Genomic DNA, 13,069 nt, shown 5'->3' with positions numbered 1-13,069 from the left:
CGGAATCAAAAAGGGAGGTCGCTGATAACCGCTAAGGCTACCCGCGTAAAGAGGTAGCCTTAGATGTTATTCCTGGAATCCAGGTCATTGAGCCAGCATCGACTGGGCGTGTCCAAGGCATTGTCCTCTCATGATAATAGTGGGCGCATGTTACGCTGAGACGAAAAAGCCGTCAACCGCACGCTAAAGCGTTTCAAGCTTCGCGTAAGCCGCCACCAGCCACTTGATTCCCTGCCCCTGAAACGCCACCTGAAGACGGCTATGCTCGCCGCTGCCTTCCAGATTAATGATGGTGCCTTCGCCAAATTTTGCGTGATGAACACGCTGACCCAGCGCGAATCCACTGTCATTTTTGGTCACCGGGGCACCCATCCGCTGATGGTTTACCGGACGGCTGACGCTGGCGCGCAGACGCACTTCTTCTATGCACGCTTCGGGCAGTTCGCCGATAAAACGGGACGGCCGGTGATACACTTCCTTACCATAGAGTCGGCGGGTTTCGGCGTAGGTCAGCGTCAGCTTGAGCATCGCACGGGTCACGCCGACATAAGCCAGACGACGTTCCTCCTCCAGCCGGCCACCTTCATCCAGTGACATCTGGCTCGGGAACATGCCCTCTTCCATGCCGACGATAAACACCTGGCTGAACTCCAGCCCTTTTGCCGAGTGGAGCGTCATCAGCTGAACCGCATCCTGCCATTTGTCTGCCTGGCCTTCGCCCGCTTCCAGCGCGGCGTGGGATAAAAAGGCCTGCAGTGGCATCAGATCTTCATCTTCATCCTGATAGCTGAACTGCCGCGTAGCGGTCACCAGCTCCTCAAGGTTTTCGATACGCGCCTGGCCCTTCTCACCTTTTTCCTGCTCATACATCAGCCACAGGCCAGAGTCTTTGATGACCCGGTCGGTCTGAACATGCAGCGGTAACTCGGCGGTTTCGGTTGCCAGTGAATCAACCAGTTCACAGAAGCGTTGCAGCGCAGACGCGGCCCGGCCAGCCAGCGCACGGCTTTGCAGCAGTTCACGCGTTGCCTGCCACAGCGTCATCTGACGTTCACGGGCCGTCTGACGCACCACGTCGAGCGTGCGATCGCCCACGCCGCGCGTCGGGGTATTCACCACGCGTTCAAATGCCGCGTCGTCATTGCGGTTCGCCATCAGACGCAGATAGGAGAGCGCATCTTTGATCTCCTGACGTTCGAAGAAGCGCATGCCGCCATAAATACGGTACGGCATGCTGCTTTGCAGCAGCGCCTCTTCCAGCACACGCGACTGGGCGTTGCTGCGATAGAGAATGGCGCAGTCGTTGAGCGCGCCGCCGTTCTCCATCCAGACTTTGATGCGGTTGACCACGAAGCGTGCTTCATCCAGCTCATTAAAGGCGCAGTAGATCGAGATCGGTTCGCCATCGCTGCCTTCGGTCCACAGCTCTTTACCCAGGCGACCATTGTTGTTAGCGATCAGGGCGTTGGCGGCTTTCAGGATGTTATTGGTTGAGCGGTAGTTCTGCTCCAGACGGATCGTTTCCGCGCCGGGGAAATCCTGCAGAAAGCGCTGAATATTCTCGACCTGTGCGCCGCGCCAGCCGTAGATCGACTGGTCATCATCGCCCACGATGATCACCCGGCCACTGTCGCCCGCCAGCATCCGAATCCAGGCATACTGAATGTTGTTGGTATCCTGGAACTCATCCACCAGCACGTTGGTAAAGCGTTCGCGGTAGTGATTAAGAATGTGTGGCTTGTTGAGCCATAACTCATGGGCACGCAGCAACAGCTCGGCAAAGTCGACTAAACCGGCGCGATCACAGGCTTCCTGATAGGCCTGATAGATGCGCAGCCAGGTCTGCTCAATCGGATTGCCGTAGCTTTCGATATGCTTTGGTCGCAGGCCTTCATCTTTTTTACCATTGATGTACCACATGCCCTGACGCGCAGGCCACTGTTTGTCATCAAGGTTCATTGATTTGATCAGGCGCTTGAGCAGACGTAGCTGATCTTCGCTGTCGAGGATCTGAAAATCCTGTGGCAGACCGGCGTCAAGATGGTGGGCGCGCAGTAAGCGGTGCGCCAGACCGTGGAAGGTTCCGATCCACATTCCGCCCTGACTGGTGCCGATCAGATGCTCGATACGGTGACGCATCTCCGCTGCCGCTTTGTTGGTAAAGGTCACCGCCATAATCGAATAGGGCGAGCAGTTCTCCACCGACATCAGCCAGGCAATGCGATGCACCAGCACCCGCGTTTTACCACTGCCCGCGCCTGCCAGCACCAGCAGGTTACTGCGCGGTGCCGCAACGGCAGCGCGCTGATTGTCATTCAAACCATCGAGCAGTTCAGAAACGTCCATAAGCACCGATTACCAAAGAAAAAAACGCCATCGTCACACTGATTATTCCGCCTGCCGCAAGGCATTATCGCTGCCAGTCAGGCGGCGATACAGGTGCCGGATAAGGGACGGCGGCAAAACAAAAAGTGGAGACGACTGGATAAATTTACAGCCATTATAGCAGTGAGGTGAGTGATGCCAACCGCGAAATTTCGACATGCGGCAACAGGCGCGCATCCGGGATATGCATCAGGTTGCCCTGCCGCAGGTTAATCCAGCAGGCCTGCAGCCCGCAGCGCAGTGAGCCCGCCACGTCGGTGGTCAGGTCATCACCCACGTGCAGAATATGGTGTGGCGCGATATCAAGGCGTTGCGCGGCAAGCTGATACATATCCTGCCACGGCTTGGCGCGCCCGTCTGGCCCGGCCCGCAGCGTGAAGCGGAAGTATTCTGCAATGCCCATTTTCTCCGGGCAGGCGTTGCCGTTGGTGACCGCCACCAGCGGGATTTTCTCCGCCAGGGCTTTCAGCGTCTGGTGCGTCTCATCCGGCATCTCGACCTGACTCCGCCACTGATGGAAGACCGCCATCACTTCTGCCGCACCCGCGGTAGCTTCAGCGGCAGAGAGGCCGATATTCAGCATCGCCAGCTCAACCGAACGGCGTCGCCACTCCGAAACATCATGATAGATATCAGGTTCGCGCTGCAGCAGCTCATCGCGCAACGGCTGATAATCCTGCGGCGTGAAGTCACGCAGCGCCGGATGAAAAGCCTGCAACGCGGCATGGGACTCCAGGGTGGTACGACGGATGACCGGGTAGTTATCGTAGAGTGTGTCATCAAGGTCGAAGGTCATGGCTTTTATGGCCGACAGCGGACGATAAAACTTCATTCGTTCTTTCCTCGTTTGGCGCGGGGATGCGCAGCGTCATACACCGAAGCCAGATGCTGGAAATCGAGATGGGTGTAGATCTGGGTCGTCGACAGGTTTGCATGACCCAGCAACTCCTGCACGGCGCGCAGGTCACCGCTGGATTCCAGCAGATGCGTGGCAAATGAGTGTCGTAGCTTATGCGGATGGATATGGCTGGCCACGCCCTGTCTGATGCCCCATTCGGCAAAGCGTTTCTGCACGTTGCGTGGCGAGATGCGGTTGCCGCGCGTCGAAAGAAACAGCGCATCATCCTGGCCGCCAAAGGTTTCACGCAGCGGCAGCCAGTGCTGGATCCAGGCGACCGCCGTGCGACCAATCGGTATCCGGCGCTCTTTGCTGCCCTTACCGACTACCCACACTTCGCCTGAATCGAGATCGACGTGGCGACAATCCATATTCACCAGTTCAGAGAGACGCAAACCGCCGCCATACATCACTTCCAGCATCGCCCGGTCGCGCACCGCCAGCGAATCGCTAAGGTCGATCTCCAGCAGCTGATTTACTTCATCAACATCAATGTTTTTAGGCAGATGGCGCGCTTTACGCGGCGTCATCACCCCTTTGGCCGGGTTGGCAGAAAGCAAACCCTGGCTCACCTGCCAGTCGAGAAAACTGCGCAGGGCGGAGAGCCGCAGCGCGAGGCTGCTGGCGGCCAGTCCGGCGCGACGGCTGCGCGCCGCCATGCTGCGCACCTGTGCCGGTTCCAGCTGTGCCCAGCTGCTGAGCTTCATCTCATCAGCAATCGCCACCAGCGCGGCAAGCTGTCGCGCATAGCTGCTCTGGGTTAACGGACTGAGCTGGCGCTCCACTTTCAGGTAGCGCAGAAATCCGTCGACGGCCTCCTGCAGCGCGCTGCTCATGCGCGTTCAACCCAGCGGGAGAGCAGATCAGGCATCATCTGCGACAGATGCTGCAACAGCAGTGTCCCCATGCCCGATTGATAGTGCTGGCTGTCACGACTGCTGAACACCAGCACGCCGAGATCGCCCTCCTCACCCATTAGCGACATGGCAACCGACCCGATCGCTTTGGCCTGCGGCAACAGCAGCAGCAGTTCCGGCCCGTTAATGTTGCCAAGATAGTGATGCTGGTTACCGAAGCGCTGAATACGCAGCGGTTCAAACGCCTGACGCGAGAGGCTCAGCTGAAAGAAATCGGAGGGCGCGCCCAGCAGCCATTTATCACTGAACAGCCGCACATTGGCACCCGCCAGGCCCAGCTCACGCGCCCAGCGATGCAGACGGTTGAGCATATCCTGTAGCGAGTCAGCCGCGGCCAGATGGCTCTCCAGCGACAGCAGACGATCAAACAGTTCGTGGTTAGCGCTGGCCTGCTCCATCAGCAGCGTGATCTCTTCTTCCAGCCGCTGAATATGGTTGCGTTGCCGTGCCATATGCCATTCGACCAGAGAGACGCTGCCACGCACCGGATGCGGCACGGCCATCTGTTCAACTGCACGGGCATTGCGGATAAAGAAATCGGGATTCTGCCGCAGATAATCACTGACGGCCTGATCGTCCAGCAGAACCGAACTGTCAGCCTGCTCTTCGATATTTTTCATAGATGAATAAACCCATCGTAGACGTGTGTCGCAGGCCCGGTCATATAGAGCGGCTGACCGGCGCCTTTCCAGGTGATGTGCAGCGTTCCGCCAGGCAGGTCGACACGCACTTTGGGTGCCAGAATGCCCTGCTGAATGCCACATGCAACGGCAGCACAGGCGCCGCTGCCGCACGCCTGCGTTTCACCCGCTCCGCGTTCGTAGACGCGCAGGCGGATATGTTCGGGATTGATGATCTCCATAAAACCGACATTAACACGATCCGGGAAGCGTTCATGACTCTCCAGAATCGGACCCAGCAGTTCAACCTGCGCGGTTTTGACACTTTCGACCTGGATAACGCAGTGCGGGTTGCCCATCGACACCGCACCCAGCATCACCGTCTGTTCGGCCACGCGCAGCAGATAGAGATTTTCGGCCTTGTTGGCGCGGAACGGCACCTGCTGAGGCTCAAAGTTTGGCTCGCCCATGTTCACGCGCACCTGGTCGTCAGGCGTGACGGTCAACACCATGCGGCCATTCTGCGTACTGACCCGGATGTCACTTTTGTTGGTCAGTCCTTTCAGCTGAACAAAGCGGGCAAAGCAGCGCGCACCGTTGCCGCACTGTGCGACTTCACTGCCGTCGGCGTTGAAAATGCGATAGTGGAAATCAAGATCGGGATCGTAAGGCGGTTCAACAATCAGCAGTTGATCAAAACCGATCCCCAGATGACGATCGGCCAGCCGGCGGATCAATTCCGGCGAAAAGAAGACGTTTTGTGTCACCGCATCCACAACCATAAAATCGTTGCCGAGACCGTGCATTTTGGAGAACTGCATTTTTTGCTCCGCCGGATAAGCCATCAGATTAGTTCGCTTTTACGCCTGAATTGCCGGTAACCAGCCCGCCGACATCGGCTTTAGAGGCATCCGCTTTCTGGCGGTCGGTTGGGGCTTGTTGTTTCTTCGGCTGATCCTTCGGCGGGAAGTAGAGCGGTCCTTTCAGACCACAACCTGCAAGGCTGATTACTGCCAGTGTCATGGCCAACAGGCTTATTACTTTCTTCATTCTTTATGCTCTTCATGTCCTTTACCTGGATGCTTATCATCGCAGTTGAAGGTGGAAAAGCAACAGGAAATGCCCGCAAATAGCGTGAAGCGGGTGACAAGCCGGGAAGATAGCGGCCACCTGCAGAGCGCAGGCAGCCCGTCAGCATCAGTGCACCTGATAGCGTGGCTGATAGTCGCTGTTGTCGTTGTCAGGCTGCGAGGTACACAGCTGCGTCAGCGTCTGGCTACGGAACGGAATCACCTGGAATCGCTCACCGGTGTTCACAATCTGGTAGAACTGCGGCAGGTTGAAGTTGATAAAGCTTGAACCATAGGTAAAGCGATCGTGCGATGAGGAGTAGAACCGGCTGACATCGCGCACCAGCTCCTCTTTACTGCCTTCACAGTGATGATAAACCTCAACCCGATTGGTCTCATCGAGGATGTAGATATTGAAGCCGCGCTCATCGGTGGTGTTTTCAAAGAAGAACTGAATAATGCCTTCGCTGGCATAACCGTTGACCACGGGTGGCAGCGGCGTCTGATTCGTTTCGACTTTGATCGACAGTCCGTGCAGCTTGTTGTTGGAGATCGCGCCATAAAACTCAACCGCGTTTTCCAGCTTCTGCACCGAAACGCTCATGCGTTCAAAGAACAGGCCCCAGGTCTCGCCCGCCATACGCAGCGCTTTAAAGCGACCCGGCTCCTGACGTGTGCTGGAGAGGCGCAACTCAATGCATTCTGAGACCAGTTGCTGTACCCGCGTCCGAATCAGACCGCGCAGATGCTGGCTGTAGCAGAACACTTCCACCGTATCGGGCGGTGCAGCATCCTGATGCATCTTGCCGAGAATGGTTTTCAGCCCTTCGATCATCGCCTGTTCGCCGCTGAAGTGCAGCGTACGCACCTCATTCCAGGAGTTGCGATAGAGCAGATCGATGCTGCCAATCAGGCACTGCTGCTGCTGACCAAAACTAAAGACATCCAGCTTACGGAAGTCGAAGTGCACCACCTGATTGCGGAAGGCCGCCGTCGGATCGTGTTCAAGGTTAACAATAATCGCAAGGTGCCGGATTTCGCACGGACTGTAGAGCGCTTTTGGCGTCGGCGAAGGCAGACGCAGCGGGAAGTGGCTGGAAACATCGTTAACCAGCTCCTGCAGACGCGCCAGATCGCAAACCTCATTGCCTTTAATATGCAGCCGGGTTTTACGGGTCAGCAGTCCGTTGAACCACGCCCACGCCACCAGCTTGTTCAGGTAGCGGTTATATTCCAGCGGCTGATGGCTGATAATCGAATCCATGTCCGGCGCCTGGTTATAGAGATACCAGCCGGAACGGTTGGCGCGTCCAGGCGGCACATGAATAAAGGTCAGATTGGGCTCAGAGAGATCGGGCGAAATTTGCGGATTCACCAGCGTCACTTTGCCCGGCAGCGCTTCAAACGCGGCATACAGTTTACGGGTCAACACACCGATATCCTGCGGGCTGGCGCTGACGCTTAAGTTATTGCGGCGGGCAAAGCGGATCAGGTTGCGATAACTCTGCATCATCGCATCCAGCAATTCATTGTGGGCTTCGCGCACCCGCTCGATTTTCCACTCAGCGCGGTTGTCCAGAATGGCAATCTTCTCTTCGTTCCAGCCCCACTCTTTGACCAGCTGCGATAAAATTTCGCGACGCCAGCCGGTGCGGTGCTGATGATCTTCGGTGCTGAGCTTTTCACACACTTTGAGGTAGAAGCAGCGACGCACCAGGTCAAGACGCGGCTGATCGTCAACGCTGGTCAGATAGTGCGTAACGCGCTCCAGCATCATGCAGTAAGGATCAAGCCCGAAGCAGATGATTTCACCGTCATGCAGGCGCTGTTTAATATCCATCGCCAGCAGTTGCGTATTCGGGTATTCCCAGCTGTACGCTTCCAGCAGCAGCGTTTTCAGTACGGCTTTATACGGGGAGTCGATGCTTTTATAAAGCTGCCACAGGCTGGCGCCGAAATACTCTTCCGCCGACAGCGTGCCGAGGCCGCCAAGATCGAGCCACTCATTAGGGGTCAGCACGCCTTTGGCGTAGAGCGACATTACGTAGTCGTCGTAATTGTGCTCTTCTTCGCCCGGCACCATATTCCACAGGATGCGTTTACCCGCCATACGAACTGCCGTACGGTAGAACTCATCCAGCAGTAAAATGTGTTGTGTTGAACCGCAATCTTCACCGCCCAGACTGCCGCTTTCGTTGTGGCGGAAGCGGTTCTCATCAATCAGAAAGAAACTCACCTCTACGCCCATTGAAACGCACCACTTCTGCAGCAGCGTACATTTGCGCTGCAGATTCAGACGCTCTTCATTATCAAGCCAGGATTGATGGCAGACCCAGATATCGAGATCCGAGACGCTGTTCTGGCCGACAGACGAGGTGCTGCCCATAGAATAGATAGCCGTAATCGGCATTTCGCCTTTCGGCGCATCGGCATGACGCAGATCGCTGTCGCCGGTGAGATCGGCCAGCAGCTGACGCTGATTTTCATCAGGCGTGAAGAAGCTGATGCCATGTGGAACGCTACCTTCAAGGTAACCCGGCATCTGCGGATGTTGATAATGTAATAAGGTTGGCAGCAGACTGTAGACGCGCTGAAAAGCGGGTCCCATAGCAGCCAGCGCACGATCAACGCGCAGCTGGTTGATTGCATCCAGTCTCTGTTTCAGTGTCTCAATGTAGAGGTACAAGACGTTTCGCCTGATTGTCCCAGTGTTTAAGCACCCTGTTTCCACACTCTGCCGCTTATAAAGTAAAAAAGTGGGCAGATAATTGCTGGAAACGTGATCAATCTAACACCCTGCAGATTGACCGTAAAGAAAGTTGCGCTACCTGACAGTTTAGCACGTTCTTACCAGCTTCCCGCCTTTTCAGCTCTGGTTCCCACGTTATGGCTTAATAAACCGGCCTGAAACCGCACGCAGGCCGTTTTCAATCCGTTGAAACTGACAGTCTTCACCCAGAGATGATAGGATATTCAGTGAACGATAAAAATGGTTAACAGCATGTTAGACAAAATTTTCAGAATTGCTACAAGACAAAGCCCGCTCGCATTATGGCAGGCACATTATGTACAGCAACGACTCATGAGTGCCCATCCGGGACTGCGCGTTGAGCTGGTGCCTATGGTCACGAAAGGTGACATCATCCTTGATACGCCGCTGGCAAAAGTGGGTGGCAAAGGGCTGTTTGTCAAAGAGCTTGAGCTGGCGATGCAGGATGGCCGTGCCGATATGGCGGTGCACTCGATGAAGGATGTGCCGGTCAATTTCCCGGAAGGTCTGGGCCTGGTAACCATCTGCGAGCGCGACGATCCGCGCGATGCGTTCGTTTCTCATCATTATGACTCCATCGACGCGCTGCCACAGGGTGCCATTGTCGGCACGTCCAGCCTGCGCCGTCAGTGCCAGATTAGTGCGCGCCGTCCGGACCTGGTGATCCGCTCGCTGCGAGGCAATGTCGGCACCCGCCTCGGCAAGCTTGATGCCGGAGAGTATGACGCGATTATTCTTGCTGTCGCCGGGCTGAAACGCCTGGGACTGGAAGATCGCATTCGTCAGGCGATGCCTGCCGAAGTTTCCCTGCCCGCCGTGGGTCAGGGTGCGGTCGGCATTGAATGCCGTCTGGACGACACCACCTTAATTGGCCTGTTGCAGGCGCTGAATCACGATGACACCGAAGTCTGTGTCAGAGCGGAGCGCGCCATGAATACCCGTTTAGAGGGTGGCTGCCAGGTGCCAATCGGCAGTTTCGCGGTGCTGGAAGGCGATGACCTCTGGCTGCGCGGCATGGTCGGCGCACCGGATGGCCGGGTCATGGTCAGCGGCGAACGCCGTGGTCCCCGCGCTCAGGCTGAACAGATGGGTATTTCACTGGCCGATGAACTGCTGAATGGCGGCGCGCGTGAAATCCTGCAGGAAGTTTACCAGGGGCAGCCGCCGGCATGACCATTCTGGTGACGCGCCCGGAACCCGCAGCGGCAGAGCTGGTGTCACGCCTGCATGCCCTTGGCAAACAGGCGTGGAGCCTGCCGCTGATCGAATTTGCGCCGGGCGCTGATCTCACCTCTCTGCCACAAAAGCTCGCCGCACTTCGCCCTGGCGACCTGGTTTTTATCCTTTCTCAGCAGGTTATACATTACGCACAACACACCGTCACAGCATGGCCCGCTGAGCTGGACTATTATGCAATTGGTCGCAGCACCGCCCTGGCGTTTCATACCGCCAGCGGACAGCAGGTAACCTGGCCTCATGCACATGAAACCAGTGAAGAATTGATCCGGCTGAATACCCTTCAGCAGGTTGCGGGTAAACGTGCGCTGATCCTGCGTGGCGATCCCGGACGCGAGTTGCTGGCTCAGACGTTAACCCGGCGAGGTGCTGAGGTGTCGTTTGCAGCCTGTTATCAGCGCTGCCAGAAGTATTATGATGGACCCGTTGAAGGACGCCGCTGGCGCGATCGCGGTGTCTCCGTGCTGGTGGTGACCAGCGGTGAAATGTTACAACAGCTTTTTTCGCTGTTCCCCGCAGTTGATCGCGAGGAATGGCTGCTCAACTGCCGACTGGTTGTCGTCAGTGAACGTTTGGCTACCCTGGCCGCAGGATTGGGTTGGCAGGATATTCAGGTAGCCGATGGTGCCGATAACGATGCGCTGCTGCGCGCGTTACGCTGAACTTTAACAATGGGATGTGCCACATATGACGGAACAAAAAGACTCCTCCGCCATGGTTGAAGAAACCACCCCAGCGGTCGACCGCTCTCCTTCCAGCAACAGCACACCACCGCGTAATGCGAAAAATGGTGGCATGGTGCTGGGTGCAGTTGCGATTGTCATTGCGCTGGCGATTGGTGCGGGTTTATACCTTAACGGGAAACATCAGGCTGATTTACAGGCACAAACCAATCAGAAGCTGAGCGAACAATTAAGCGCGTTGCAACAGCAGGCCAGCAGCGACAAACAGCAGCTGACTCAGCAACTGAGCGGCGCCGAAACCGCGTTGCAGACAGCCCAGACACAGCAGAACGCGTCAGCAAAAGAGCTGGAAACCCTGCGTGAAAAAGTGGCCGTGATTTCTGGCAACGACGTGCGCAGCTGGTTGCTGGCACAGGCGGACTATCTGGTGAAACTGGCTGGCCGCAAACTCTGGAGCGACCAGGATGTCACCACCGCCGCTGCACTGCTGAAAAGCGCCGATGCCAGCCTGGCCGACATGAACGATCCCAGCGTCATGAATGTGCGTCGTGCGCTGACCCAGGATATCAGTAACCTCTCTTCGGTTACGCAGGTCGATTATGACGGCGTGATCCTCAAACTGAACCAGCTGTCGAACAACGTTGATAATCTGCGTCTGGCCGATAATGACAGCGATGATGCGCCGATGGACAGCGATGGCGGTGAACTGTCAGGTTCCGTGCGCGAATGGCGTCAGAATCTGGTGAAAAGCTGGCATAACTTTATGGATGATTTTATTACCATCCGCCGCCGCGATAACACCGCCCAGCCGCTGCTGGCACCTAATCAGGATGTTTACCTGCGTGAGAATATCCGCTCGCGTCTGCTGATTGCTGCTCAGGCGGTACCGCGTCATCAGGATGAGATTTATAAACAATCTATCGACACCGTGTCCGCGTGGGTTCGCGCCTGGTACGACACCAATGATGCCGCTACTAAAGCCTTCCTTGCCCAGCTGGATGAGCTGAGCCAGCAGAACATCAATATGGACCTGCCGGATAACCTGGAAAGTCAGCCGTTGCTGGAACAGCTGATGCAGACCCGCGTCCGGAACCTGTTAGCGCAACCTTCTGCCGCTGCTAATCAGCAGGGAGGCTAAGCATGCTTAAGGTATTTATCCTCTTTATCCTGCTGATTGCTGGCGTGGTGCTGGGACCGATGATTGCCGGTCATCAGGGTTACGTGCTGATTCAGACCGATAACTGGAACATCGAAACCAGCGTCACCGGCCTGGTCATTATCCTCATCCTCAGCCTGCTGGTGATTCTGGCCGTGGAATGGCTGCTGCGCCGCGTGCTGCACACCGGCGCGCGTACCCGTGGCTGGTTTACCGGACGTAAACGCCGTCGCGCCCAGCGTCATACTCAGTCGGCGCTGATGAAGCTGGCAGAAGGCGATCACCGTCAGGTGGAAAAACTGCTTTCTAAAGATGCCGATCACGCTGATGTGCCAGTGGCGAACTACCTGCTGGCAGCAGAAGCTGCGCAACAGCGTGGTGATGAAATCCGTGCCAATCAGCATCTTGAACGTGCTGCAGAGCTGTCGGAGAGCAACACCATTCCGGTAGAAATTGCCCGCGCACGTATTCAGCTGGCACGTAACGAAGATCATGCTGCGCGTCATAGCATTGACCGTCTGCTGGAAGTGGCACCGCGTCATCCTGAAGTGCTGCGCCTGGCCGAACAGGCGTATGTCCGTACTGGTGCCTGGAGTGCATTGCTGGATATTCTGCCCGCCATGCAGAAGGCGCAGGTCGGCGATGAGCTGCATCGTGATGCATTACAGCAGCAGGCCTGGCTGGGTCTGATGAATCAGGCGATGGCCGACCAGGGCAGCGATGGGCTGAAGCGCTGGTGGAACGATCTGAGCCGCAAAACCCGTCAGGAAACGACGCTGCAGGTGGCCATGGCGGATCATTTGATTGAATGCAACGATCACGACACCGCGCAATCGATCGTGCTGGAGAGCCTCAAGCGTCATTATGACGATCGTCTGGTACTGCTGATGCCTCGCATCAAAAGCGGTAATCCGGAAGCGCTGGAGAAAGTATTGCGCCAGCAAATCAAACAACACGGCGCAACACCGCTGCTGCACAGTACGCTGGGGCAGTTGCTGATGCGTCATGGTGAATGGCAGCAGGCTGCTGAGGCACTGCAGCAGGCGCTGGCACAGCGTCCTGACGCGTTTGATTATGCATGGCTGGCGGATGTTTATGATCGTCTGCGTCGCCCGGAAGAAGCGGCGAAGATGCGTCGTGAAGGGTTGTTGCTCACCTTGAAGAACAATCCCAACGCCTGATCCTCTTTTCATACCTGATAAAGCCGGGCTTGCCCGGCTTTTTTGTGCCCGCAATCTGCCAGCACGCTTTCGCAGGCAAAAAAAAACACCTGCCAGTGGCAGGTGTAAGATCAGGTCGGTAAGACAACCGGGAGGTACCTGACTCAACGTGGT

12 protein-coding genes are annotated in these 13,069 nt (G+C 56.6%); 4 read left to right on the top strand and 8 right to left on the bottom strand.

All coding sequences use genetic code 11. The annotated features are described in order from the left end of the window. Window positions 1-59 precede the first annotated feature (59 nt). The 8 genes from ysgD to AC6I8B_RS00815 form a co-directional block, all read right to left on the bottom strand. The gene (gene ysgD, locus AC6I8B_RS00850; protein WP_353748370.1) at window positions 60-116 is read right to left on the bottom strand and encodes a YsgD/CorL family protein; all 57 of its coding nucleotides are present in this window, start codon (window positions 114-116) and stop codon (window positions 60-62) included. Between the two features lie 67 nt (window positions 117-183). Then, window positions 184-2,346, bottom strand: a complete 2,163-nt coding sequence (gene uvrD / locus AC6I8B_RS00845; protein WP_010257313.1) for a DNA helicase II — start codon at window positions 2,344-2,346, stop codon at window positions 184-186. A 154-nt stretch (window positions 2,347-2,500) separates the two neighbouring features. Continuing rightward, entirely contained in the window at window positions 2,501-3,217 is a 717-nt protein-coding gene (yigB, locus tag AC6I8B_RS00840) for a 5-amino-6-(5-phospho-D-ribitylamino)uracil phosphatase YigB (protein ID WP_157354033.1), read from the bottom strand. After that, window positions 3,214-4,119 carry a tyrosine recombinase XerC gene (gene xerC, locus AC6I8B_RS00835; RefSeq protein WP_157354035.1) on the bottom strand — a complete coding sequence of 302 codons (906 nt, stop codon included), beginning with the start codon at window positions 4,117-4,119 and terminating at the stop codon, window positions 3,214-3,216. The genes yigB and xerC overlap by 4 nt, the downstream gene beginning before the upstream one ends. Beyond that, entirely contained in the window at window positions 4,116-4,820 is a 705-nt protein-coding gene (locus tag AC6I8B_RS00830) for a DUF484 domain-containing protein (protein WP_010257324.1), read from the bottom strand. Before AC6I8B_RS00830 ends, xerC begins: the two co-directional genes overlap by 4 nt. After that, entirely contained in the window at window positions 4,817-5,641 is an 825-nt protein-coding gene (gene dapF, locus AC6I8B_RS00825) for a diaminopimelate epimerase (protein ID WP_010257326.1), read from the bottom strand. The genes AC6I8B_RS00830 and dapF overlap by 4 nt, the downstream gene beginning before the upstream one ends. 28 nt (window positions 5,642-5,669) lie before the next feature. Further along, complete coding sequence (gene lptM, locus AC6I8B_RS00820; protein ID WP_010257328.1) at window positions 5,670-5,870, bottom strand: LPS translocon maturation chaperone LptM; 201 nt, start codon at window positions 5,868-5,870, stop codon at window positions 5,670-5,672. Window positions 5,871-6,017: 147 nt separating this feature from the next. Next, a complete protein-coding gene (locus AC6I8B_RS00815) occupies window positions 6,018-8,576 on the bottom strand; it encodes a class I adenylate cyclase (RefSeq protein WP_010257330.1) in 2,559 nt (852 codons plus the stop codon). Between the two features lie 315 nt (window positions 8,577-8,891). Here AC6I8B_RS00815 and hemC point away from each other — a divergent pair, with 315 nt between their 5' ends. The 4 genes from hemC to hemY are packed head-to-tail and all read left to right on the top strand — an operon-like array spanning window position 8,892 to window position 12,916. Then, complete coding sequence (gene hemC / locus AC6I8B_RS00810) at window positions 8,892-9,833, top strand: hydroxymethylbilane synthase (RefSeq protein WP_031292611.1); 942 nt, start codon at window positions 8,892-8,894, stop codon at window positions 9,831-9,833. Further along, window positions 9,830-10,558 (top strand): uroporphyrinogen-III synthase, encoded by a 729-nt coding sequence (gene hemD / locus AC6I8B_RS00805; RefSeq protein WP_033767572.1) that lies wholly within the window; start codon window positions 9,830-9,832, stop codon window positions 10,556-10,558. The genes hemC and hemD overlap by 4 nt, the downstream gene beginning before the upstream one ends. Before the next feature lie 25 nt (window positions 10,559-10,583). Continuing rightward, on the top strand, window positions 10,584-11,717 hold the full coding sequence (gene hemX / locus AC6I8B_RS00800) for a uroporphyrinogen-III C-methyltransferase (protein WP_010257336.1): 1,134 nt from the start codon (window positions 10,584-10,586) through the stop codon (window positions 11,715-11,717). 2 nt (window positions 11,718-11,719) lie between these two features. Continuing rightward, the gene (gene hemY, locus AC6I8B_RS00795) at window positions 11,720-12,916 is read left to right on the top strand and encodes a protoheme IX biogenesis protein HemY (RefSeq protein WP_157354038.1); all 1,197 of its coding nucleotides are present in this window, start codon (window positions 11,720-11,722) and stop codon (window positions 12,914-12,916) included. The last annotated feature ends 153 nt before the right edge of the window (window positions 12,917-13,069 follow it).

The sequence above is a fragment of the Pantoea sp. X-Soil-ISGK-285 genome (assembly GCF_059730815.1).
This window is presented reverse-complemented; position numbering and strand designations above follow the sequence as displayed.